Consider the following 25,425-nt stretch of genomic DNA (forward strand, 5'->3'; position numbering starts at 1 on the left):
TTACTTTAGTTCCGAATTAAGTTCAGAATTACGTTCTGTATCGAATTTTTTTAGTTCACTTAAGGTAACGATTCGATAACCGTCTCTTTTAAGAGAATCAATAATTAATCCCAGGGCTTTAACAGTTTGAGTTCGATGATAACCGCCATCGTGCATAAGGATAATTGCTCCCGGGAAAACATTATTCATAACATTTTTAACAATTTGATGAACTCCGGGATTGCGCCAGTCTTTACTATCGACACTCCAGAGAGCAACGACATGACCATTCTTTTTAATACTTTCCAACTGCGCCTTTGACAGAAAACCTCCAGGCGGGCGATAAAAATAAGTATGGATACCCGTTGCCGCATAAACTTCGTCGTCCGTTTGACTAATCTCTTTCAGAAGGCGTTGTTGTTTATAATCATGGTCATAACTGTGATTTCCGATTTCATGACCTTCATTGGCTAAACGCTTTAATAACCTTGGATTATCCTTAACAGCTTGCCCTAAAACAAAAAATGTTGCTCTGACTTCTTTTTCCTTAAGTATTTCCAAGACTTGTGGCGTGTCAATGGGATCAGGACCATCGTCAAAAGTTAAGGCAACTACTTTTTCCTGTGTATGAGCCATGTAATAGGTTCCTGGAATACGTACCAAAGAAGGGGCCGTTAGTGAAGTCGCTGTGGTGAAGATGATAACTCCTATAATAGTGATAAATAAGCAAAGCATAATTAGTCTTCTTCGAGTTAATAACAAAAAAAGCACCGTTTACACCCCCAATTGCTTTATTATCCTATGGGTAAATATCTTGAACCATGCCTACTCTTTCAAAATCTTATTTCATACCTACTCACTCCAAGCACGTGATCATATTCGATTTCGCAGCAAAGGCAGGAGAAGACCGGTTATCCGTTGTTCTGCTGCCTTTGCTGCGAAATTTAGTATGAGAACATTCTGATGTCGTTGACGCGTGCTATAATTTAGGTAACCTATTATTGTAGTATGCTTCTAGGACAGTACAAAGAATTGGATTACCGAAATAGATGCTTGATTTACCATAGAATAGGAAGTGCTAACATGGGAATAAGAATCGGAGTGGACGGCGGAGCCAGTAAGACAGAAGTTGTAGCCCTTGATTCAACCGGAAAGATACTCTGTTCTCACCTTAATCCTTCAAGTAACTATCACGTCGTTGGCAGAACTCAAGCTGTAAACAATATCGTGAACGGGATTCGCGATGCTCTGAAAGAGGGTTCTTTAGAAGGTATTGGAATTAGCCTTGCGGGTATTGACACCGCTGAGGACTGGAATATTATGGCGAATGGTTTGAGAGATGAATTACTAAAATTAGAGGAAGTAGGAGGATTATCTTTTCGTGATATTCCTATTGTTATGGAGAATGATGCTTTTGGCGCCTTAATGTCTGTAAGAGGGAGATTTTCCGGAAATGTTTTGGCTGTTGGAACCGGAACTGTGGCCCTCGGAGTTAATGACGAGGGAAAGGTCTTTCGCATTGGGGGCTGGGGGCATTTAATAGGTGACCAGGGCAGCGGCTATGATATTGGCCGTAAGGCGCTTGCAGCTATGGTTGCATCCTGTGATGGCTACGGGCCTAAAAGTATTTTAGAATCAATAGTGTCAAATCATTTGCAGCTAAAACAAGTGCGTGAAATTGTTGACTGGCTGAATCAAGTAGAACGCACAAATAAAGATATTGCAGCTTTAGTTCCCATAGTTGTAGAGGCGGCTCGGAACCAGGATGCTGTCGCAGAAGCAATATTTGCCCAAGCAGGAAGAGATTTAGGGCTCGTTGCCAGAGCACTGCTCCGGAAAACTCAGGGTATTGATCTAGGACTTGTTGGAGGAATCACCCATATTTGGGAATTTATTGAACCAGCATTTTTATTGACTGTTTATGAAGAGTTTTCTAACCTGCAATTGCTTCAACCTTCTTATCAGCCATCTGTTGGCGCAGCACTGTTAAGTGAGATTTCACAAGTACGGCATATAGAGATTTAAAAAGGATTTGGCAATCCAAATTTCAGACATGTTTTTCATTGGAAAGGAGCAATTAATTTGAGCCTCCGATTGGTAATTGGCCGAGCAGGCAGTGGCAAAAGTACTCTTTGCTTAGAGGAAATCCGCCGAGAACTTCGGAACCAACCCTGGGGAAATCCAATAATCCTGCTTGTGCCCGAACAGGCGAGCTATCAGATGGAAGTGGCCCTGGCCAATACACCGGATTTGGGTGGAAGCCTGCGGGCTCTGGTCTTAAGTTTTCGGCGCATGGGCTGGCGAGTTTTTGCAGAAACTGGCGGAGGACAGAAGATTCTAATTGGGGCTACCGGCAAACGAATGCTTTTGCGGCGAATTCTTTTAAAGCATCGTCTGGAACTTAAAGCCTTTGCCCGTTCGGCAACTCGACCCGGAATGGCTGACCTTCTGGCACAAACGATCGGGGAATTTAAAACCTATCGAATTACCCCTTATGATTTGCGTTATGTTAAAAGCAATCAGGAGATATTGGAAAATAAACTCCATGATTTAGCCTTAATCTACGAAGAATTTCAGGCATCTCTTGGACAAGATGTTAGGGATCCTGATGATGAGCTTTCCCTTTTAGCCGCCAAGATTCCCATTGCGCCTCTTGCTCAGGGAGCCCAAGTTTGGATCGACGGTTTCATTGGCTATACTCCTCAGGAGCTTGAGGTTTTAAAACGCCTGCTTATGACGGCCGCTGATGTTGTGATTACAATTCCGCTTGACCCGGACATTATCGCGAAAGAAAGGGATCTGGAAGAAAGCGCGTTAAAAATAGGGGAAGAGTTTTTTACAGGCCCCTGGCAAACTTATCAAGCCTTGCAGCGATTGGCCCTGGAAACTGGAGTTCAAGTTCTGCCTCCGACAATACTTAAAACAGCAAAACGCTTTAACCATCCTTGGCTCGATTATTTAGAGAAGCATTATTCTACCTATCCTATGATTCCCTATAAGCAAGCACCTGCTCCCGCTATAGATTCACCCGGAATTCAAATAATTTCCGCAGTCAATCGACGGGCAGAAGTCGAAGGGATTGCCAGAGAATTACGACGCCACGCTCGAGATGAAGGAATGTTTTGGAAAGACATGTCCGTTATGACACGTGATCTTCCAGGGTATCAGGAGTTAATCTCTCAAGCCTTTACATCTTACGAGATTCCCTTTTATATTGATCATAAACACACTATCCTTCATCATCCTTTCATCGAATTAGTTCTTTCGATCCTTGAAGTTGTTTCTAGTAATTGGGCGTACGAACCGCTCTTTCGCTGCTTGAAGACTGACTTTTTCCCGCTGCAAAGAGACGATATCGATCGTTTGGAAAACTATATTCTCGAGCATGGAATACACGGAGAACGTTGGAGAAACAATATCCCCTGGCGTTATCATCGCCAATGGTCGCTGGGTCAGAATGAAGAACAACTTGATCGTGAACAACAATTCGAAGCTCAGTTAAATACCTGCAGATCAATTATCTATGAGCAAATTATTCCTCTATTCAATACGCTTGGTTCAATAAAGAAAAAAGAAGATTTAACGGTTCGGGAGATTACAGAAGCACTGTTTTCATTTTTAGAGAACCTCAACGTCCCCTTAACCTTAAAGAGGTGGGCGGAAAAATCTCTAAGCGAAGGAAAGCTGAGTGAAGCCAAGCTTCAGGAGCAGCTCTGGAACGCTGTTATCCAAGTCTTCGATGAAATTGTATCTGGTTTAGGTGACGAAACCTTGGACCTTGAGGAATATCTCTTAATTCTTACCTCAGGAATCGAAGCTCTTGAACTCGGGCAAATTCCTCCAGGAATTGATCAAGTCCTCGTTGGTTCCTTAGACCGTTCGCGCAATCCTGAGATGCGAATTCAATTCATCTTAGGAGCCAATGAAGGAGTTCTTCCGGCCAGACCTGCTTCCGAAGGAGTTCTCGATGCGGAAGAACGAGAACAATTACAAAAAGAGGGAATTTCTCTCGCGCCTAAAGGGAAAGCTCAAATCTACGAGGAACAATTTTTTATTTATACTGCTTTTACGAGAGCGAGGGAAAAATTAGTAGTCTCGTATCCTCTAACCGATGAGGAGGGGAAAGCACTGACAGTTTCCTCTGTTATCCTGCGCCTCAAACATCTTTTTTCAATTTCCGAGGACTTTTTAGGCAATCAGGAAGCATTAGAATTGATTACTCAAGGGAACTCAGCCCTTCAATATTATGCCGATCAGTTACGACTTCTGCAGCAGCAAGGAGAGCCTCTGTCAACCCTCTGGCAAGCTGCTGAGAGATGGCTGAGTCAAGATCCTAATCATCAGCGGAAGCTGAACTATATTCGGTCCAGCCTAACCGCCAAAAACCAAGAACAACGAATTCCCCGTTCACTTGCACGCCGCCTCTATGGCAAGCATTTAAAGGCAAGTGTTTCCCGCTTAGAACAATTTTCCAAGTGTCCCTTTGGACATTTTGCCCACTATGGACTGAAGCTGCGTGAACGATCAACGTATCAACTTTCCCGACCGGATATGGGAGAATTTTTTCACACTCTTTTACATGATTTTGCTCAACAACTCCAGGAAAGAAATTTGGATTGGGGAAAGTTGACAAAAGAAGAGTCCTGGGCGCTTGTCACGGAGTTAGCTGATCAACTGGCACCTCAATTACAACACGAAATTCTCTTAAGCAATGCTCGTTATCGCTATATCACTCACAAACTCAAACGCACAGTTCATCATGCCGTTCGAGTACTGGGAGAGCATGCACGGCGAGGCGTATTCCTTCCCATCCAATTGGAAGTCAAATTCGGTCCCAATGAAACACTTCCCGGAGTTGAGGTTCCTTTATCCGAAGGAGATTCCTTAGTTTTAGCGGGACAAATTGATCGGGTTGACGCTGCCTTCTTGCAGGGACAAGTCTATTTAAGAATCCTTGATTATAAATCCCGTGAACAGACCTTGGCTCTGGATACCATTTACTACGGCCTTAATCTTCAATTGCTCACGTATCTAAGCGTTGCTCTGCAGGGAGCAGAGGTTTTATTGAATACGGTCAACCCGTCACCATTGCCTGCGGGTTTTCTCTATTTTCCTGTGCTTGAACCGCAGCTTGACGAAAAGTCTCCCCTCAGTCCGGAGGAAGCTGAAGAGAAAAAGCTAAAAGCCGTCAAAGTCAGCGGCTATTTATTAGCTGACCCCCAGGTTTTAGAAGCGATGGACTCTTCATTTGCCTCAGGGCAATCCGAATTGCTGGGCCTTAGATTAAATAAAGACGGTTCCTTTAGGAAAGGAGCCAATGTTCTCACCGAAAACCAATTTGCCATACTTCAACGGTATCTTTATCAAGCCCTTAGGCAAAGGGGAGAGGAAATTCTTGCAGGCGAAATTTCCTTAAATCCTTATCGCCGAGGCAAAAGCACCGCCTGTCAATATTGCTCCTATCGACCCGTATGTCACTTCGATCCCTTCCTTCCGGAAAATCAATATCGGGAGCTGCGTCCCTTAGACCAAGAAGATCTATGGAATCGTCTGAAACGTATCGACTCTTCAGCGGAGAATAATGACCTATCAACAAAAGGTGAATTACATTGGTTGGAAGGAGGAGATCATGATGAGTAAGCCTTCATGGACTGCAGAGCAACGTACGGCGATTAATTTACGCGGTCAACTTTTGGTAGCTGCCGCTGCCGGTTCTGGTAAAACCGCTGTGTTAGTAGAACGAATCATTAAACAAATCACAGACTTAGACAATCCTGTCGATGTAGATCGCTTTCTAGTCGTTACCTTTACCAAAGCGGCCGCTAATGAAATGCGGGAGAGAATCGGCAAAGCTATCGACGAGGCCTTGTTCCAGGAGGATGACATCCGTCAAGTTGAACATCTGCTTCAGCAGCGTGCGCTGCTGCAAAAAGCCAATATTACAACACTGCATTCTTTTTGTTTAGAGTTAATCAGAAAATATTTTTACCAATTGGATCTGGATCCAGCATTTCGAGTTGCCGACGAAGCAGAAATAACCCTCCTCCGCCAAGATGTCATTGAAGATCTCTTTGAGGCTTGGTATGACAAAGAAGACCCCGACTTTATCTCACTTATTGATGCTTTCGGTTCTGACCGAGATGATCTGGCAGTTATGGAACAAATACTGCATATCTTCGATTTTGCCCAAAGTCAGCCAAGCCCCTTGCAATGGCTTAATGCTCTTGATCAAGCCTATCTCTGGGATAACCTAGAAACTCTGATGGAGAGCGAATGGGGACAAATTATTCGTCAAGGACTTCTTGACACTCTTCAGGAAGCCTTAAGCAATCTGAAAAGCGCTGAGCAAATCGCTCAAAAGCCTGAAGGCCCGGTCCAATATGCGGAAACATTACAAGATGATATCAAACGCGTGGAGATTTTAAAAAAACTTGTAAGCTCCAATTCATGGACAAAGATCGAAATTCAAGTACAAGAATCCCTGAAATTCCCTAAATTAACGACTGCTCGTTCAAAAGGGGATAAACAATTGCAAGAAGAATGCAAAAAACTCCGGGATGAGGCCAAAAAAAAATTAACAACACTTCGGAGCGAACTTTTTTCATATCCCCATGAGCGTCAATTAGAAGTTTTAAAGCCTATGGCAAAAATGGCTCAGACTATAGGCTGTTTAGTCTTGGAATTTTCCCGCAACTATGCGGAGGCTAAAAGGCTGCGCAACATTGTAGATTTCTCAGACCTTGAGCATTTTGCACTTAGCTTACTTGAAGAAGAAGAAAAAGGAACTGTTATTGCCTTGGAAATTCAGGATTATTTCCATGAAGTTTTAGTGGATGAATACCAAGACATTAACCCTGTTCAGGAACAAATTTTAAAACGTGTCTCGCGCCAAGATCGTTCTCCAAACCTTTTTATGGTTGGGGATGTAAAACAGAGTATTTATCGTTTTCGCATGGCCGACCCCGGTTTATTTCTGACCAAGTATGCAAACTTACCCCATTGGAAGCCGGAATTAGACGTTGATACAGCATCGTCTGTCAAAATGGTGATTGATTTAAACCGCAATTTTAGAAGCCGTCAAGAAATTGTCGACGGCGTGAACTTTCTATTTCGTCAAATTATGACAAATGGTTCCGGTGAAATCACTTATGACGATCAAGCAGCCTTACGGTTTGGTGCCTCTTTTGTTAAAGGACAAGATTCAATCCCCACTGCCGAAGGGCCAATTGAAGTTCATCTTATCGATATAAAGAGCCTTAAGGACTCTTGGTCAAGAGAAACTTCCTCTCTGGAGCTGAGTTCAAGCCCCGAGGAATTGACAAATCAAGAATCTTCCCAGGAGGAATTTGATAAAGCTAGATTTGAAGCACATTTTGTCGGCGAGAGAATTCAACAAATGGTGCAAAATTCTGAGTTCCAAATTTTTGATAAACATCTAGGAAATTTTCGCTCTGTTCAATATTCCGACATCGTTGTCTTAATGCGTTCCTACTCAGCAGTAGCTCCCATATTCGTGGAAGAATTTCAAAAAGCAGACATTCCGGTTTATGCTGAGACGTCGACAGGTTACTTCGCAGCACATGAAGTGGAAATTATTATGTCTCTGCTTAAAGTCATCGACAACCCTCACCTGGATATCCCTTTGGCAGCAGTTCTGCGTTCGCCCCTTGTCGACCTCAACGGGCTGGAACTTGGCAAATTGCGGATGATCCTTCCGGAAGGGGACTTTTATGAAGCTTTGGCACTCGCTGCCTGGTCAAGTTTTGCCGAGGAATCTCTTTCTGAGGACAACCTGACCATGTTTACCCAGATTTTGAGTTTGTATAACGATACTCTAGTGCTGCGCAAAGAAAAGGCCCGAGACATACTGGCCTCAGCTCCGGGCTTAAAGAAGAAAGCAGCTGATTTCTGGACAAATCTCCAAGAATGGCGTACTCAGTCCCGCCGTTTGTCGCTGTCTGAATTTTTGTGGTCACTTTATGAAGAAACCGGGTATTTGGCTTATGTAGGAACATTGCCCGGGGGAGTTCAGCGTCAAGCCAATCTTCGAGTACTCTACGACCGGGCTAAACGCTTTGAGGCTACACGTTACCGGGGCTTATTCCGCTTTCTTAGATTTTTAGAGCGTTTTCAGGATCAGGGCCATGACATGGGGAATGCACGTGCCTTAGGAGAGAATGAAAATGTTGTTCGCTTAATAACGGTCCATGCCAGTAAAGGACTAGAATTCCCAGTAGTCTTTGTCGTGGGCTTAGGGCGAAGCTTTAACTCACGAAGTCTAAAAGGAAAGCTGCTTCTGCACGCCCAATTAGGCCTGGGCATGCCAATCATTGACGTTGAAAATAACGTACGTTACCCCTCGTTGATCCAATATGCTGTTCAGCAGCGGCTGACTCAGGAGTCCTTAGCTGAAGAACTGCGTATTCTCTATGTTGCTCTTACTCGGGCCAAAGAACGGCTATTTCTATACGGGAATGTAGAAAACTTAGATAATAGTCTACAGAAGTGGCAGCGAATTTCCGACTGGCCAGAGGTCCCTCTGCCTGATAATCAACTTAGAAATGCAAAATCCTTTCTCGATTGGATTGTTCCGGCTCTAGTCCGTCATCCTTCACTTGGTTTAGGAAAGGAACAGGAACAATCGGTTTTAACTATTCCTGAGGCAAACTCATCGTGGGAAATCGTCTATCATCACAGCTTGGAATCGGAACAAGAAATAAGCCGCCAAGAAGTACTTATGCTTTCTCAAGAAGCAGAAGGGCAGGAGCAAAATTGCCTTGGCCAAACCTGTGAAGAAGCTAGCAAAATATCTGATGAGATTATAGCTGTTGAACAATGGTATACAGAGGTCAATCGCCGCTTAAGCTGGAACTATCCCCATCCCGTAAGCCAGGTTGCTAAAACCAGCGTTTCGGAGTTAAAACGTCAGCATAACTGGTATTATGCCGATGATGAGACCCCTCAACACCACAGCCTTCAGGCAAGGAAAGGCCAGATTCTCAGGCCCAAATTTCTACAATCGTCTCACTCCTTTACAGCCGCAGAACGAGGAACTGCTCTGCATACCGTAATGCAGCATTTGCCCTTTAAGAATTGGGGTTCAGCCTGGTTGAAGCTGGAAGCGGCGGATCAAACAATCCAGATCAAGGAATTGCTTAATCGACTCGAAGCGCAGGAAATTATCACCACAGAACAAAAGAAGACGATTGAGCCTCTGAAAATCCTTCAGCTGCTCCATACGTCCCTCGGGTTACGTCTTTTCAGTTCTGATCAAGTTCTGAAGGAACTTCCTTTTACTATAACTTTTCCACCTCAGAAACAAGCTCAAACGAATATCCTGGTTCAAGGAGTCATAGATGTAGTCATGATCACTAAGAAGGAACAGGAGATCAGGGCAGAAATTCTAGACTACAAAACAGATTCTCTGAGGGAGGAAGAAAAGGACCCGGAACAACTTCTCAGAGATCGCTATGCCCTTCAACTGACACTTTATGCTTTGGCCATAGAAAGGCTTATGGGCATAGAGGTTACTCAGTGTTCTCTTTATTCCTTTTCTTTAGGGAAAGAAATCATAATTGCTAATTCTCGGCGCTTAGAAATACGGCAATCCTTGGAAAATCAACTATTCTTATGACACTAGCCTTATATTCTTATTGAATAATTAAATTCTTCTATAATATTTTGGCATTTCAAGAAAGGATTTTTAAATTATTTGGCGAATTTAAGTAATAATGTCCCTTGTGATTGTTGTAACTATTGCAAAGAGTAAACATGAAAGAGGTGTTATAATGAGTCAAAATAAAGTCGGTGCTGTGATGATTGTAGGCGCTGGGATCGCCGGTATTCAATCTGCACTTGATTTGGCAGAGTCGGGATATCTGGTTCATTTGGTAGAAGAATCGTCGGCCATTGGTGGAACTATGCCAATGTTAGATAAGACATTCCCTACAAATGATTGCTCTATGTGTATTTTGTCTCCTAAGTTAGTTGAATGCGGACGTCATCTTAACATTCGCATTCACACCAATTCCCAGGTGATTAAAACCGAGGGAGAAGCAGGAAACTTTAAAGTTACTATTAAACAACAGCCACGTTTTGTCGATATTGACAAATGTACCGGCTGCGGATCCTGCGCAGAAGTATGCCCAGTAAAAGTTGATGATGAATTCAATCAAGGCATTGGAAAACGCAAGGCCATCTATAAACAGTATTCACAAGCTTTTCCTAATGCCTATGCTATTGATCCTCAGAAATGTCTCTATCAAACTATGGGAAAAGCCAAAGGGAAAGATATTTGCAAAAAGTGTCTCAAAGCCTGTCAGGCTGGTGCTATTAACCATGATATGGAAGCCAAGGAAATTGAAATTGAAGTTGGTTCAATGATCCTGAACCCCGGCTTTAAAGTCTTTGATGCTGCTTCTTTAGAATATTATGGATACGGCAAAATTAAAAGTGTCCTTACCAGCTTGGAATTCGAGCGTCTCTTAAGTGCCTCCGGACCTTTTGACGGTCATTTGGTTCGTCCTTTTGATCAGAAAGAACCGCAAAAGATTGCTTGGATTCAGTGTGTGGGTTCCAGAAATGCTAAGATTAATAAAAATTATTGCTCCGGCGTTTGCTGTATGTATGCCATCAAAGAAGCGGTCATCGCCAAGGAACATAGTCATATTCCTGTTGATACCACAATTTTCTTTATGGATATGAGAACACCGGGCAAAGATTTTGAAAAATACTACAATAATGCTAAGAATAATCAAGGTGTACGCTTTATCCGTTCTCGTATTTATGAAGTCACTGAAGCTGAAGACGGTTCGGGTGATTCTGTCATTCGCTATTCCAATGAAGACGGTCAAATTTCCACTGAACAATTCGATCTCGTTGTTCTTTCTGTTGGCCTGGAACCGGGAGAAAGTTCCAAAGCTTTGGCCGAAACTTTAGATTTAAAAGTCAATAAGTTTGGCTTTGCTGAGCTGGAACCTCTCACAGGTGTTAATACTTCGCGAGAAGGTATCTTTGCTGCAGGAGCTTTCAGCGGCCCGCGTGATATTCCGGAAACAGTAATGCAGGCTAGTGCTGCCGCAGGGGCTGCTTCCGCCTTATTGTCGCAAGAGCGCGGAACTCTCGTCAGTGAAAAAGAATATCCTGCTGAGAAAGAAGTCGCCGGAGACGTTATCCGGACAGGAGTTTTTATCTGCCATTGCGGAGTAAACATTGGCAGTGTTGTTAATGTGCCGGAAGTTGTAGAGTATGCTAAAACTCTGCCAACCGTTGTTATGGCAACTGAGAAAATCTACGCTTGTTCACAAGATGCTCAAGCTTCTATGAAGGAATTAATTGAGGAATATAAACTCAATAGAATTGTCGTTTCTTCCTGCAGTCCACGGACTCACGAACCATTATTCCAAGAAACGCTCAAAGAAGCCGGCTTAAACGCCCATTTGTTTGATATGGCCAATATCCGTGACCAATGTTCCTGGGTCCACATGAATGAACCTGAAAAGGCTACCGAAAAGGCGAAAGACCTGACCCGTCTGGCTATCGTCCGTGCTTCAATGCAGCAGCCTGTTCAACCGGTGTTTATGGAAATGAATCACGATGCTTTAGTCGTCGGAGGCGGAGTTGCCGGAATGACCAGTGCTTTATCCTTAGCTGATCAAGGGTTTATTGTTCATTTGGTTGAGAAAGCTCCCGAACTTGGCGGTATTGCTAAACGCTTCTCCACCGGATTCCGCGGGGAAGATATCAAAACATTCCTGGCGGAGTTGGTCGAACGTGTCAGCAGTCATCCGAAAATCACGCTGCATGTTGGCAAAGAAATTAAAGATGTTGGAGGTTTCTTAGGAAACTTTACCACTACTCTGAACGACGGTGAACAACTTCGTCATGGCGTTGCCGTCATAGCGATCGGCGGCCAAGAATACCAGCCGAAGGAATATCTCTACGGTCAGGATTCTCGTGTTATGACCCAAATTCAAATGGATGAAGCCCTCGTTCGGCATGATGATCTCGTAGCTAAAGCTCAAAATTTTGTGTTCATCCAATGCGTTGGCTCTCGCTGCGAGGAAAACCCTTATTGCAGCCGTACTTGCTGCACCAAATCTGTTAAATTGGCCTTGAAAGTTAAAGCCAAAAATCCATCAGCTAATGTCTTCGTTCTATATCGGGATATGAGAACTTACAGCTATTTTGAAGAAGACTATGAGCTCGCTCGCAGAAGCGGGATACTCTTCGTCCGTTATAGTGAAAACGATAAACCCGTTGTGAGCAAAGAAGGGGAAACCCTCGTCGTAACGGTTAAGGATCATGTTCTCGATCGTCCCATCGAAATCGAAGCGGATGTCATTTGCCTGGCGGCTGCTATTAAAGCGCCCGAAGATGGCAAAAAACTCTCCAAGTGGTTCAAAGTACCTCTTAATAACGAAGGCTTCTTCTTAGAAGCACATATGAAATTAAGACCTGTTGACTTCAGTACTGACGGTGTCTTTATGGCCGGTATTGCTCACAGCCCCAAAAATATGGAAGAAGTCATCTCCCAGGCTAAAGCAGCTGCCGGACGTGCCGGTGTAGCCTTATCGAAAGAACAAGTTGAGTCCGCAGGTTTGACAGCCTACGTTAATAAACGCAAGTGCACTGCTTGTGGAACTTGTGAAGCCGTATGTTCAGCTAAGGCCGTATCTGTTGATTTAGAAAACCGTGTTGCCGTAGTAAACGATGCACTGTGTAAAGGCTGTGGAGCATGTGCCTCCAGCTGTCGCTGCGGTGCCATCAATCTTAGAGGATGTACCAATGAGCAAATCGTAGAAATGTTAAACTTCTTCTAAAATTGAGCTGCGTTAATAAGGCTAAGGAAAGGTAGATGTTTATGGAAGAACGTCAAGTAAACGTATCTGATACGGATAATAAAACATACCAGCCTAAGATTGCCGCCTTTTTATGCAACTGGTGCAGCTACGCCGGCGCCGATCTTGCCGGTGTCAGCCGCTTTCAATATCCTGCGACAATCAGAACTATTCGCGTCCCATGTTCTGGGAGAATCAACCCCTTATATCTCTTAAAAGCCATGGCTAACGGAGCCGACGGAGTCCTCGTTTCCGGATGTCACCCTGGTGATTGCCACTATATCAGCGGTAATTATGTTGCCCGCCGAAAATTCGCTTTAATTAAATCTCTTCTAAAACATGTTGGCTTAGAAGAAGACCGAGTCAGTTTCTCCTGGGTATCAGCAGCAGAGGGGGTTCGCTTCTCTGAAGTAGTAAAAGGAGTAACGGAGCGTGTTGCAGCACTGGGACCCAATAACGGTGTATTTAAAGTAAAGGACGGGGGTGGAACGGATGAGTAGTGTCACTGAAGAGATCCGAGAAACGGCCCGCCAATTACTGGCCGACGGAAAAGTTGACGTAGTCATAGGATATGAAAAAGGTTCTTTGCCGCTGAAAGCAACACCTTGCTTTGTACGGACAGTGCAGGATGTCGACAAACTCATTTGGGATGAAACCTGTGAAAACAATTTAGCAGCTTTTTCTTATAAAATTTCGGGAAAGAAAGCCATTATCACTAAGGGCTGTGACAGCAGAGCTTTAGTTGTACTCCTGCAGGAAAACCAATTAGTTAAAGATGATTTATATATTATTGGAGTTTCCTGTCAAGGGGTTGTTGATAAGAGAAAGATTGAAAATGAACTTGGGGAAATTATTGAAGCTACTATTGCCGACGGAAAAATTTCAGTAAAAGGTATGTCGGGAAGCGGCGAGTTTACCTTTGCTGAAGTAAAGGATGCGACATGCCAAACTTGCCGTTATCCTAATCCGGTCATTGAAGACATTCACCTCGGGGGAACTGTAGAAGTTCCTGAGCAAGCGGTCTTGTTTGCCGATGTTCTGGAGATGGAAGCGAAATCTGATAGTGAACGTGAAGCTTACTTTGGTGAGCAAATGGATAAATGCATTCGCTGCTATTCCTGCCGTAATGCCTGCCCACTCTGTTATTGCCAGGAATGTTTCGTCGATTGCAATACTCCTCGTTGGTTAACAGGCGGAGTCAACCGTGCCGAGAATCTGTTTTTCCAAGCAGGACGTGTACTCCATCTTGCCGGCCGCTGTGTTGATTGCGGCACATGCAGCAGAGCTTGTCCCCAGGGAGTCGACATTCGAGCTCTAAATCGTAAGATGAGCCGCGATGTGCTGGAAATGTACCAACATGAATCCGGGATCAGCGAAGATGTTAAACCAGCTCTTAATGTATACAGCGGGGATGACCCTGAAGCGTTTTTGGTAAAGGAGTGAGGTGAAGACATGAAGATAAGTAAAGAAAAATTTGGTCAATCCGTAGATGCTTTGTCCTCAGATTACAGACTCATTGCTCCGGTCAGTGAAGCAGGCGGAGTGAACTACAAAGCGGTCAAGAGCTTTTCAGATGTTAAACAAGACTATCTCAATTCCAAACTTCCTCCTAAATCGTTATTCTTTCCGCAGCATGAAAAACTTATATCCTATGTCAAAAACGGTAAGGATGTTACTGTTAAAAACGAACTGAAGGTCGAGAAAACGATCCTTTTTGGCGTAAGACCCTGTGATGCAAAAGGACTGCTTCTTCTGGACAAGGTTTTCAAGAACGATCAATATCAAGATCCTTACTACTATGAGCGTCGCAATAACACCGTCGTTATTGGTATGGCCTGTAAAACTATTGCACCAACCTGTTTCTGTTCTTCGATGGGTCTTTCGCCTGCCAGCAGCGAGGGTGCAGACATTTTCCTCATTGATTTAGGAGATTCGTATGACCTCGAAATCATTACGGAAAAAGGTAAAGCTTTATTGGGTGATTTAGGCCTTTCCGAACTAACGGCTCAGGAACAAGCATTAGTGGACGCTGTTAAAAGCGCTCAAACCACGAGTCAAGTCGATGTTTCCACAATTACGGAAAAACTGGACAAAATGTTTGACAACCCTTATTGGGAAAACCTGCAAGAAAAGTGCTTAGGATGCAATACCTGTTCCTTCTCCTGCCCGACTTGCCACTGCTTTGATATTTCTGAAGAAGTGTGCCAAAATTCCGGGAGCCGCGTAAGAACTTGGGATGCTTGCATGGCGCCGCTCTTTACTCTGCACGGATCTGGTCATAATCCTCGAAGTACTCAAAAAGCTCGCTGGCGCCAACGAATGATGCACAAATTTAACTATTTTGTGCATAACAACGGGGACATCGCCTGCGTCGGCTGCGGCCGTTGCATTCGCAGCTGCCCTGTAAATATGGATATGCGTCAGATCATTGATGGCGTAAACAAAGCAGAATTGGTGGTGGAATAATGGAACAGAATCCTTATCTTCCAATAACTATGAAGCTCACTAAAAATTTAGTTGAGACCGAAGATAGAAATATTAATACCTTTACCCTGGAATTTCTTAATAAACAAGATGAGGAAAACTTCAAATATATGCCCGGCCAGTTCGCAGAACTCAGCGCCTTTGGCTATGGGGAAGCACCCTTTGGAATTGCGACTTCTCCCACCGAACCTGGCATTTTGAAATTTTCTGTTGCTAAAGTTGGTTGTGTGTCTAATGCTCTTCACTTGATGGAAGAAGGGACCATGGTAGGCGTCCGGGGACCGATGGGAAACTATTATCCTGTCGAAGAGTTCAAAGGAAAGAATCTTGTGATTATCGGCGGCGGCTTTGCCTTTACAACCCTTCGCGCCTTAGCTGTATATATGTTGGATCCAGCCCATCGCGGCGACTACGGGGATATAACGGTTATCTACGGAGCAAGAAACCCCGGCTTATTGCTCTATAAGGAAGAATTAGCTGCCTGGGAAAATAATCCCAACATCAATCTTGTCACCACCATCGACCGTCCGGCTGAAGGCTGGACAAAGCATGTTGGCTTTATCCCATCTATCACCGAGCAAGTAGCTCCCTCGTCAGTTAATACCTATGCAGTAGTATGCGGACCACCGGCAATGATTAAATTCACCTTGCCTGTCCTGGAAAAGCTGAATTTTCCGCCTGAACGCATCTACACATCATTAGAAATGCGCATGAAATGCGGACTGGGAATTTGCGGCCGCTGCAATATTGGCACTGAATATGTCTGTAAAGATGGACCTGTCTTTTCAATGGCTCAATTAAAAGATCTTCCTAGTGAATATTAATAATAGGCCGGAGGTGAATTAATCGTGGGAGAACCTATTAGAGTAAAAAGCTTAGATCCTACCTTACGTCATGAGATCGCCGGGATCTTGAAAAAATACGATTTCTCAAACTGCCTTACCTGTGGTATGTGTACAGCAGGCTGTATTTACAGTGATTTGCATGAAGATCAAGATCCACGCAAATTTATCCGCAAAGTAGCACTCGGCATGCGTGAAGAAGCAGAGAATGATCCATTTGTTTGGAATTGCACTATGTGTGAACGGTGCACCGTTGAATGTCCCATGGGAGTCAACATCGCAGCGATTACGAGAGCGTTTCGCGGCAAGACACCGGTTCCGCCTGGGCATTTACAAGTTATCGCTGACGACCATATTCGTACAGGAAATCAAATGGGTGTCGAACAAATCGATTACATTGAGACCTTAGAGTGGATTGAAGAATTGCTTCAAGCACAGCTTAAGGATCCGAGTTACAAAATTCCTCTTGATAAACCCAATGCAGACTTTATGTTTTGCTTTAATGCCCGTGAAATTAAACACTATCCTGCCGATTTACAAACCATTTTGCATGTTTTCCATGCAGCTAAGGCGAACTATACCATTAGCACCAAACGCTGGGATGCTACCAACATTTGTTTGTTTACCGGTAAAGATGATGAATTCTGTGAAATATCACGCCCGCTTTTTGAAGAAGCACAAAGGTTAAACCCTAAAGAAATTATCGTAACGGAATGCGGCCATGCTTTCCGGTCAACAAGACAGTTTGCGCGCAACTACTGGGATGGGAAACCAATTCCGGTACGGCATATTGTTGAAATATATGCCGATTGGATTAAAGAAGGCAAACTAAAACTCGATAAAACGAAAAACACGGTTCCCGTAACCATGCATGATCCTTGTAATACGGTTCGAAAAGAAGGCGTCTATGAACCCCAACGTTATGTTATTAAGAATACTGTTATGGATTATCGCGAAATGAATCCCGAAGGCAAATACAACATCTGTTGCGGAGCCGGCGGAGGAGCCTTAGCTGTAGCAGCAACGAAGCAAATGCGGATGATTAAGGCCAAGCCGAAAGTTGATCAATTAGTGGCTACCGGGGCAAAGATCGGGTGTATCCCTTGTCACAACTGTATTGACCAATTTAATGATATGAATAAATTTTATAAACTTGGAATGAAAATGGAACACCTTAGTGCTTTGGTCGAAAACGCTTTAATTGAAGATATTCCGGAAGACGCACCTGAAGAAACCTCAAACTAATGGGATATTAACTCATCTGCTTAGTTAAAGTATGCTTAAAAGATCCCGTCGGACAACACCAAGTCCGACGGGACTTTAATTCTATTGCATAATACAATATTTACATAATTGTCTGTCTTTGAACAAAAAATGAAACGGTTTGCAGGAAATATACGATTTAAGGAGAAATTATAGCAATTAGTATTTATAGTAAAGGTATTAGGAAATACTAAAAATGATTGAATAAAGAGAAAGAAGGGGTTATATTATGCGAAATAAGGAAATGTTGCTCATTCCTGGGCCAACACCCGTTGTGGATGAAATTTATGATGCATTGTCCAGTGAAACCTACGCTCATACGGATCCGCGCTTTGTCAAAGTATTCAAAAATAGCTTAGACCAAACGAAAAAGCTTTTTAACACAGATGGCGAAGTCTTTGTTGTTGCTGGTTCAGGAACGCTTGCCATGGAGATGGCCATTATTAATACCGTTGCTCCCGGCGAAAAATTGCTCGTAATTAGTCACGGCTATTTTGGCGACCGCTTCATTCCTTTAGCTAAGGCGTTTGGCATCCAAGTCGAAACGATTCAAGCTGAATGGGGGCAGCATGTCCGTAAAGAGGTTGTTGAAGAGAAATTAGCCTCAGGAGACTTTAAAGCTGTAACAGTGACTCACGTTGATACCTCGACTGGTATTATGGCCAATCTGGATGAATTAGTTCCAGCTGTTAAGAAGGCCGGCGCACTTTTTATCCTTGATGGAGTCTGTGCTGCTGCTGCAATTGAAGAAGATATGCAAAAAACCTACGGTGATCCCTCTTATACTATTGACGTTGTCTTAACCGGATCGCAAAAAGCAATTGGCGTTCCGCCCGGTCTTGCCATCGTGGCCTTTGGACCAAGAGCTCTGGCAGCACGTGAAGCGATAGCTGATGTTCATGGATACTATACAGACATCAAAAATTGGCTTCCTATTATGAAAGACCCAGGCAAATATTATGCTACCCCGCCTGTCAACATGATTTATGCCTTTAACAAGGGGATGGAACTTGTTATGGCTGAAGGATTAAACGAACGCTACCGTCGTCATGCTGCCTTAGGGAAAGCTGTAAGAGCCGGTTTAATGGTTTATGGAATGAAGCCTTTGGCTCCTGAAGCTATTGCTGCACCGACGTTGAGCTGTATCCTTTATCCCGAAGGCGTTAACGATGTAGAATTTCGTAAACGACTGGCTGAGAGAGGTATGGTCATTGCGGGGGCATTGGCTTCATTAGCAGGGAAAGCCTTTCGCATCGGTCATATGGGCAATGCCACTGAAGACATGTTTGTGAAAGCCTTACAAATCGTAGGGGAAACTCTTAACGAAATGGGACATGAAGCAAATATTGACAAGGCAATTGCTGAATTCACGAAAATTTATCATGCTCGCTAAAAGAACAATAGGGATTAATATTGCATTTTAAAAAGGTAAAATGTCACTTTAATTTTGCAATTATTATTTACATTTATTGATCTTGTGTTTCAATTCGAAGCAGCTCAGGCTTTTTAGCTTGAGTTGCTTTTTCTTATGCTATCTTTGGCAAACAACTTTCAGGAGAAGTTACCTTGGAATAATATACCACATAGGTATGGATAAAGGGGGTGAGCCATTGGGAAGCAGTAAACGAGTTGAAGAAATGAATTACTTTGAACTTATCGCCTGGCTGGGAATAGGCAGTTCCCATCCAGGCGGCTTTCCCGCTACGAGACAGAATTTGCTTTCTCTGCAATTGAAGGCAGAAGACTATGTTCTAGATGCTGGATGTGGCAGCGGCCTCACAGCCTGTCATACAGCTAAAATCGTGGGTTGTAAAATAGTAGGGATCGATGTTAATCCAATAATGATAGAAAAAGCTAAAAAACGAGCTGAAAAGGAAGGAGTTTCTCATTTAGTAACCTTTGAGATTGCAGATGTTTACCATCTTCCTTATCAAGATAACTCATTTGACGTAATTATGGCTGAGTCAATAACTGTCTTTTTAAAGAAAGCAGAAGTTTATCAAGAATTGTACCGAGTTCTAAAACCTCACGGCAGAGTGGCAGATCTAGAAATGATTTTATTAAAGGAATTACCTTTACCAATTCGAAGACAGATGGAGGAGTGTTTTGGTTCCAGCACAAATCCATTGTTATATGAGGAATGGATTAAAACTTTAGCAGACGCAGGATTTGAAGAAGTTAGCATTGAAAATCCTCAGTCTATGAGAAGCAACAGCAACACAATTCTAAGTGAACTTAAAAAGGATTGGCTTTTACTCAAAGACCTCCCACTAAAAATCAAAAATCAACCCGGTTTGTATAAAAGACTTCAACGCAATGCAAATTTTATGAAAAAAAACCTTTACTACTTTGGTTTTGGACTAATTACAGGTCGCAAACCAGAGCCGAAACCAAAACCTCTTCTCAAAGACAGCATTAGGCAATGGTTCCTGAGATTATTCCACAAACGGTGCTAAACAATCAAGCTCAAAAATAGCCAGAAGATTTCTGGCTATTTTTGAGGTGTTCGATAGGAGTTAAAATGTCATGATAAAGATATGAAATGTATTGTTATAAAAATATTTATCTTCTGATTTTACAAAATATATTGACTCTTTTGATTTGTTCCTTTAAAATTGAGATATAAAATACATTTTATGTTAAATCCGATGATCACTACTTGAAGTCGAAATCCCACTATGCTAAGATATATAACTAATAGCAAATATAATAAAACATAGTTTTATTATATGAAACATTTTGTTATACAGACCGAAAATATCTTAAGGAGGTGATTAGGATGACCCATGGGAGAGAGGAAGGAAAAAGGGGTTATGAATGGACACAGTCTCAAGAAATAAACGTAAAGTTTAACAGTTGGGAAGAAGGAGCACGAGGAATCTATTCGCATAGCAGCAATGAATTACATCCCAGACAAGCACGTGCAATGGAAGCATACGACCTTTGTTACGATTGTGAAACTGGGTTTCACTATATGAAATAAATTTTAAACTATGAATCCCACAGAGTCTCTAAAATAAGAACTCATAGGGATTCTTTTCCTTGTTGAAGACTTCCAATAGATAAGGACGGTATGAATGAATATTCCATAATTGGTTACTTTAATTATATCCTCCTGATTTTGGGGTCCTGTCAAGTTATTTGATGGGACCCTTTTCTGTTAGGAGAGGGTAAACCATCGTTTTCAATCTTCGGATATGATCTTAATATCTAAAAGATTTTTTTCGATAATAATAATAGAATTAGAAGGCTATATATTATCTGAGCTTAATGGCCTATGGTTTATTTGTTTCGTTCTATAGTACAATTAAATTATTCCTCTAATGACATGATTGAGGTGAAGGTATGTCTCCGCAAATCCGTTTTTTACAATGTTCCGGTTGTCGCTTTGATAGTCCCAGTTGGGAAGGTCCTGAAGAATGGATTTCACAACGTAATCAGGATTTGTGGAAAACATTTGAGACTATGCTTTTAATCTGTCAATCTGAAAAGATTGATTTGCTTTTTATAACCGGAAATTTATTCGAGCAAGAATATACTCGCAAGTCAACGGTTGAACGGGTAGCAAAATCTTTGGGCACTTTAAAAGCGACGAGTGTTTTCATTGTTCCAGGCGAAAAAGACCCTTATGTTACGACGTCAGCGTACCGACTTGCCGTATGGCCTAGTAACGTCCAGATATTTTCCGGTGGAATCAGTTGCTTAAACCTAAAAAGTCATAAGATCAGTGTATATGGAGCTGGATGGACTGCTTATCAACAAGACGGAACTATACTCAATCAGGAGTTTCGAGCGAAAACCGATGGCACTATACCAATTATGCTTCTCCACTCTAAGACAGCTGACTCAAATAGTCCCCAAAGTTTTCCACTTAGACCTGAACAGATTGCAGCCAGCGGGTTGGTATATCTGGCTATAGGGTATCAAGCATTCTTTAGCGGAATTCAAAGTGCAGGAAAAACTATTTGGGCAGATAGCGGCGTTCTCGAAGCCAGAAATTTTAACGAGCAAGGGCCCCACGGTGTGATCGTCGGCAAACTTGATCAAGATGATGTTGAGCTAGAATTTCGAGAATTAGGCCAACGTCAATATATTACGAAATATCTTGAGTTTCATCATGACTATAAAGCCATTATTACAAAATTATTGTCCGAAACAAGTTCTGAAGAACGTGAGCAACATTTATTCAGGATAACCTTTTCAAATCAGGTACCGAAGGATGCAGACATAAACACCTTACAAAAGCTGCTCGCTGAGAAATTTCGTTTTATCGAACTTGAAACCCCTCAAACTGAGGTGGATCCTCAATTCGGGCTGGATTTTATGACGCCTGGTTTCTCAGCATCGCATAAGACTTCACTGGAAGAGTGCAATTATCTTTCCTTATCCCAAATTTATTTTCAAAAAATCAACGACTATCAATCTACGGCGACAACCCCTGCAGAGCAAGAGCAATGGGAGCTAATTAAAAAAATCGGACTGGCAGCTCTCGAACAGGGAAGGATAAGTTATGAAAATTGAACATATCAAAGGCAGCCGGTTAAAGGGCCTCGGGAATATCACTTGGACATTCCCGGCGAGCCCTGCTTATCTGCTTTTCAAAGAACAAACCCAGCAACAATCACTGATTGAGTTATTGCTAAAATTATTTAGTCCCCAAACGCCACAAGGAAGTATGAAACTCTTTAACAACATAAGTTTCTTAGAGTTAGTCTTCAGCAGTGACGAAAATAATCATTGTTGTATCCGCCAGAATTATCTGAAAGAGAACAACGATTTTATTCCTACTTCAGCTTTGATTAAGGATGAAATTACAGGACAGAATGTGTTGTTTACTGACTCATCAGTATTAGGTGAATACATATTTGACATAAAACTGCAACCCTTTCAACTGGGGGTAATCGTTAACTGGTCAGACAACGATGATCTCGATCAACTCCGCCAGCGCATTGATAACCTTTGTCAGAGCGGCGATGAAGAACTATCACCCCTTAAAGTAAAAGCTTGTTTAAGCGGTGCAATGCAGAAATTAAATGAACAAAAGGGAAAAATGGCCCTGGTTAAAGCTAAATACGATACTCTCAGACAAGAGTGGGAAGACTCTCGCCGTCAACAAGAGGAAGAACGGTTACTGGTCATTGAGATCAATAAGTTCCAAGAAGGCGAAGCAATCCTAGCAAACAAAATTGACTCAACCCTTAAAATACAAGAGCGATTGTCATTGTTAAACCAAAACCCAGACTATCGAGAATTGCGCCGACTCCAAACTGAAATTATGAATTCAGAAGAGGAAATCGGCTGTGCTGAAAGCAATCTAGCAGCCTTGACCAGCGATTCAATTGTTGATTGGGGTTTTCTAGAGAGTTTGCGTGAAGAATGTATTGAGTGGGCAGATCTTCAAGCACGAGTAAACCGTTACGACCATATCATTCAAAAACTAACGGATATGATAACAAAACATGAAATCTTTTTAGAAACCTGTGGCTATGAAGGTTCAAATGAGGAAAAGGAACGAATGAGCAGACTTTATGAAGAAAGAAATTCTGCTCAGGAACAACTTCAAAATTCCATTAACCTTCAAGAAGCTTTAACAAATACCCGATTACAATATTCGAAAGAAATTACGCACCTTCAGCAATTTGCAGAAATGGCAGCAATAACTGAAGACGATCAATATCGAGTTGAACGATGGGAAAAGCAATTGAAAAAGTGGCAAACATCGAAAATCAGCAGGCCAATTGATCGGACCTTAAAAAACCATTTAGGCAGAAAAAGTATTGAGGAAAAGCTCAAATCTCGTCTTAACCAATTTTATGCGAGGTTTCATGTTCAAAATTCCGAGGCGTTGCAGAATCGGCTCATGAAGTTTCGTAATCAAAAAAAAATCGTTGAGACAATTCAGGAGCAAATAACTCAATTACAAAATAAAATTGACAATGAAGAAGCCCTGCTTAAGATCGTTCATTCACGCAATGAATTATTAAATCGAGCATTTTTTATCACTAATGCCGCCGATTTTTCGTCATGGCTTGATGGATGGAATAGCTGCAACCGAAAAAGGCTTCAGTTATCCCATCTTCATAAAAAACGCCAAACGTTAATTGAACGTTCTAAAATAGAAACTAAAACATTACACTCCTTCACTATAGGCTTTCAAGAAAAGCTCATCGGCTGGAATATACCTGTAACCGATCGGGAAGATGTCTTAACTGCAATTTTTAAAGCTGCTCATATACTAAGAACAAAAGACCGAGCAGAAAGAAGATTAAGTGAGTGTTCAGCCAAATTGCAGACTATGCTCAGTAATCGAAGCTTAGATGATCTTTCTAAAAAATTGGAACCTTTAGCAGAATTAGAAAAAGAAGCACTGATTTTGGACGAAAATCGTCTTGCATCACTGACCTCTTGGCAAACGGAACTGTCTGAGATGAGCAGTAAGCGGTTACTGGCAGAACAGCATTTAAAATTATTGCAAAAGCGTCCTTCTTTAGTCGCTTTAGAAGAAGAGATCGAGACTGTTAAAAAGGAATGGATGAGTTATGAAAGTTTGCTGCAAGCCTTTAATGACGCCCAAAACTTATTTGAAACCTCAATGAACACCTGGCAAGTAAATTACGGTAATGCCTTAAAGTATGAAGCGGCAAAAATTTTAAGAGAATTTTTCAATCAGCGAGAAAGAGAGGAACATCAAAGTGATCTGGACATAGCAAAGAGTGAATATTTTGCATATCGAATGGCGATTGCTCAGTTAGCTCTTAACTACAACACAAACGTTCCTATGATCTTCTCTATTGGAAAAATGTCTGATGACCAGAGCCTCTGGAATAACATTATTGAATACTTAACTGATTTATCACGTTCAAGACAAATTATATTAACTACAACCAATCTCAAAGTTATCGATAAACTTAAAGGAGTGGGGTGGACTCAAATTGCCGGTTAGAAAGCTTTTTTTATTCCAAATCTGTTGTTTCGTCATTTTTCGCCGTACAAATAGACTATAGTTGTCTCTAAGGATATATATACTAAGAACGATTTAATTTACGGGGAGGGGTTTCCATGAGTCAAGTCATCAACGCCATCTATTTTAGTCCTACAGGCACTACTGAAAAGATCGTTACGGGAATAGCAGGGAGTATTTCAAAGAAAATTGATTGTCAAACACATACCATTGATTTTACCTTGCCTGAAGTAAGATTAAAGCCCATCGCATTTAACGCAGACGATATAGTGATTCTTGGAGTTCCTGTTTATGCAGGTAGAGTCCCGAATGTATTATTAAACTATTTGAATAGTATTATTGGCAATGGTGCCATAGCAATTGCAGTTGTTCTCTATGGAAATAGAAATTACGATGATGCCTTAATTGAATTAAGAGATATCCTTGCTAATAATGGTTTCAAAGTAATAGCCGGAGGGGCTTTTATTGGTGAGCATTCGTTCTCAAGAATTCTTGCCCAAAATCGACCTGATGAACAAGATATGAAGATTGTTGATGAATTCGCAAATGAAATCGCAAAAAAAATAACGTCGTCTGAGGAACTTACTATCGTCAATGTCAAAGGAAATCAGCCTTACAGAAGATACTATATGCCGAAAAATAAAGAGGGAAATCCCGTAGATATTCGCAAAGTTACCCCCAAAACAAATGAAGATTGTTCTAAATGTAAACTTTGTGTCTCTGTTTGCCCGATGGGTTCAATTGATCCTGAAGACGTTGCAAAATTAATCGGCATTTGTATTAAGTGCGGAGCATGTATCAAAAAGTGCCCTTCTAATGCTAAGTATTATGACGATGAGAATTATTTAAGACATAAAGAAGAATTAGAAATAGAGTTTTCTTCACGAAAAGAACCTGAAATCTTTTTTTAACGGTTAAGGTTCAATGCTTTTATTACGCATTTTTCTATTAATACTTTTTCCAAGTATTCTTAATTATTGACGAAAAGCCAACGTAAGTTCTAAGAGTACGAATAGCAAATTAAAAATGAGAATTTTCAAAAAGCATAGTTAACCTT

General features: G+C 42.0%; 16 protein-coding genes. 15 read left to right on the forward strand and 1 reads right to left on the reverse strand.

Translation table 11 applies throughout. The annotated features are described in order from the left end of the window. Positions 1–714: a polysaccharide deacetylase family protein gene (locus tag B5771_RS05305; protein ID WP_088186643.1), complete on the reverse strand. Its 714-nt coding sequence runs from the start codon at positions 712–714 to the stop codon at positions 1–3. A 348-nt stretch (positions 715–1,062) separates the two neighbouring features. Here B5771_RS05305 and B5771_RS05310 point away from each other — a divergent pair, with 348 nt between their 5' ends. The 15 genes from B5771_RS05310 to B5771_RS05380 all read left to right on the forward strand — a co-directional run bounded on the left by B5771_RS05310 (position 1,063) and on the right by B5771_RS05380 (position 25,279). Next, positions 1,063–2,004: a BadF/BadG/BcrA/BcrD ATPase family protein gene (locus tag B5771_RS05310; RefSeq protein ID WP_172408165.1), complete on the forward strand. Its 942-nt coding sequence runs from the start codon at positions 1,063–1,065 to the stop codon at positions 2,002–2,004. 57 nt (positions 2,005–2,061) lie between these two features. After that, positions 2,062–5,619: a helicase-exonuclease AddAB subunit AddB gene (addB, locus tag B5771_RS05315; RefSeq protein WP_088186611.1), complete on the forward strand. Its 3,558-nt coding sequence runs from the start codon at positions 2,062–2,064 to the stop codon at positions 5,617–5,619. Beyond that, on the forward strand, positions 5,612–9,613 hold the full coding sequence (addA, locus tag B5771_RS05320) for a helicase-exonuclease AddAB subunit AddA (protein WP_088186612.1): 4,002 nt from the start codon (positions 5,612–5,614) through the stop codon (positions 9,611–9,613). Before addB ends, addA begins: the two co-directional genes overlap by 8 nt. 154 nt (positions 9,614–9,767) lie before the next feature. Next, entirely contained in the window at positions 9,768–12,800 is a 3,033-nt protein-coding gene (locus tag B5771_RS05325) for an FAD-dependent oxidoreductase (RefSeq protein WP_088186613.1), read from the forward strand. Positions 12,801–12,841: 41 nt separating this feature from the next. Further along, on the forward strand, positions 12,842–13,318 hold the full coding sequence (locus tag B5771_RS05330; RefSeq protein ID WP_047811675.1) for a hydrogenase iron-sulfur subunit: 477 nt from the start codon (positions 12,842–12,844) through the stop codon (positions 13,316–13,318). Next, a complete protein-coding gene (locus B5771_RS05335; protein ID WP_047811621.1) occupies positions 13,311–14,261 on the forward strand; it encodes a 4Fe-4S ferredoxin in 951 nt (316 codons plus the stop codon). Before B5771_RS05330 ends, B5771_RS05335 begins: the two co-directional genes overlap by 8 nt. 9 nt (positions 14,262–14,270) lie before the next feature. Beyond that, a complete protein-coding gene (locus B5771_RS05340; protein ID WP_047811620.1) occupies positions 14,271–15,284 on the forward strand; it encodes a 4Fe-4S dicluster domain-containing protein in 1,014 nt (337 codons plus the stop codon). Beyond that, positions 15,284–16,126, forward strand: a complete 843-nt coding sequence (locus tag B5771_RS05345) for an FAD/NAD(P)-binding protein (RefSeq protein WP_047811619.1) — start codon at positions 15,284–15,286, stop codon at positions 16,124–16,126. Before B5771_RS05340 ends, B5771_RS05345 begins: the two co-directional genes overlap by 1 nt. A 24-nt stretch (positions 16,127–16,150) precedes the next feature. Then, complete coding sequence (locus tag B5771_RS05350; RefSeq protein WP_047811618.1) at positions 16,151–17,389, forward strand: (Fe-S)-binding protein; 1,239 nt, start codon at positions 16,151–16,153, stop codon at positions 17,387–17,389. Positions 17,390–17,636: 247 nt separating this feature from the next. After that, entirely contained in the window at positions 17,637–18,800 is a 1,164-nt protein-coding gene (locus B5771_RS05355; RefSeq protein WP_088186614.1) for an alanine--glyoxylate aminotransferase family protein, read from the forward strand. Between the two features lie 244 nt (positions 18,801–19,044). Next, positions 19,045–19,863, forward strand: a complete 819-nt coding sequence (locus B5771_RS05360; protein ID WP_242966747.1) for a methyltransferase domain-containing protein — start codon at positions 19,045–19,047, stop codon at positions 19,861–19,863. 323 nt (positions 19,864–20,186) lie between these two features. Next, positions 20,187–20,390 carry a hypothetical protein gene (locus tag B5771_RS05365; RefSeq protein WP_088186616.1) on the forward strand — a complete coding sequence of 68 codons (204 nt, stop codon included), beginning with the start codon at positions 20,187–20,189 and terminating at the stop codon, positions 20,388–20,390. Between the two features lie 362 nt (positions 20,391–20,752). Beyond that, positions 20,753–21,928 (forward strand): hypothetical protein, encoded by a 1,176-nt coding sequence (locus B5771_RS05370; RefSeq protein ID WP_088186617.1) that lies wholly within the window; start codon positions 20,753–20,755, stop codon positions 21,926–21,928. After that, the gene (locus B5771_RS05375; protein ID WP_088186618.1) at positions 21,918–24,350 is read left to right on the forward strand and encodes a hypothetical protein; all 2,433 of its coding nucleotides are present in this window, start codon (positions 21,918–21,920) and stop codon (positions 24,348–24,350) included. The genes B5771_RS05370 and B5771_RS05375 overlap by 11 nt, the downstream gene beginning before the upstream one ends. 116 nt (positions 24,351–24,466) lie before the next feature. Further along, positions 24,467–25,279: an EFR1 family ferrodoxin gene (locus B5771_RS05380; protein WP_088186619.1), complete on the forward strand. Its 813-nt coding sequence runs from the start codon at positions 24,467–24,469 to the stop codon at positions 25,277–25,279. Positions 25,280–25,425 lie beyond the last annotated feature (146 nt).

The sequence above is a fragment of the Desulfosporosinus sp. FKA genome, from assembly GCF_002196785.1.
GTDB classification, from domain to species: Bacteria; Bacillota; Desulfitobacteriia; order Desulfitobacteriales; family Desulfitobacteriaceae; genus Desulfosporosinus; species Desulfosporosinus acididurans.

Excerpts from the sequence above, each read along its gene's own strand:
- B5771_RS05355 (WP_088186614.1), top strand. The coding sequence starts at position 17,637 with ATGCGAAATAAGGAAATGTTGCTCATTCCTGGGCCAACACCCGTTGTG.
- B5771_RS05360 (WP_242966747.1), top strand. The coding sequence starts at position 19,045 with ATGAATTACTTTGAACTTATCGCCTGGCTGGGAATAGGCAGTTCCCAT.
- B5771_RS05365 (WP_088186616.1), top strand. The coding sequence starts at position 20,187 with ATGACCCATGGGAGAGAGGAAGGAAAAAGGGGTTATGAATGGACACAG.
- B5771_RS05375 (WP_088186618.1), top strand. The coding sequence starts at position 21,918 with ATGAAAATTGAACATATCAAAGGCAGCCGGTTAAAGGGCCTCGGGAAT.
- B5771_RS05330 (WP_047811675.1), top strand. The coding sequence starts at position 12,842 with ATGGAAGAACGTCAAGTAAACGTATCTGATACGGATAATAAAACATAC.
- B5771_RS05310 (WP_172408165.1), top strand. The coding sequence starts at position 1,063 with ATGGGAATAAGAATCGGAGTGGACGGCGGAGCCAGTAAGACAGAAGTT.
- B5771_RS05370 (WP_088186617.1), top strand. The coding sequence starts at position 20,753 with ATGTCTCCGCAAATCCGTTTTTTACAATGTTCCGGTTGTCGCTTTGAT.
- B5771_RS05325 (WP_088186613.1), top strand. The coding sequence starts at position 9,768 with ATGAGTCAAAATAAAGTCGGTGCTGTGATGATTGTAGGCGCTGGGATC.
- B5771_RS05340 (WP_047811620.1), top strand. The coding sequence starts at position 14,271 with ATGAAGATAAGTAAAGAAAAATTTGGTCAATCCGTAGATGCTTTGTCC.
- B5771_RS05380 (WP_088186619.1), top strand. The coding sequence starts at position 24,467 with ATGAGTCAAGTCATCAACGCCATCTATTTTAGTCCTACAGGCACTACT.
- B5771_RS05305 (WP_088186643.1), bottom strand. The coding sequence starts at position 714 with ATGCTTTGCTTATTTATCACTATTATAGGAGTTATCATCTTCACCACA.
- B5771_RS05335 (WP_047811621.1), top strand. The coding sequence starts at position 13,311 with ATGAGTAGTGTCACTGAAGAGATCCGAGAAACGGCCCGCCAATTACTG.
- B5771_RS05345 (WP_047811619.1), top strand. The coding sequence starts at position 15,284 with ATGGAACAGAATCCTTATCTTCCAATAACTATGAAGCTCACTAAAAAT.
- addA (WP_088186612.1), top strand. The coding sequence starts at position 5,612 with ATGAGTAAGCCTTCATGGACTGCAGAGCAACGTACGGCGATTAATTTA.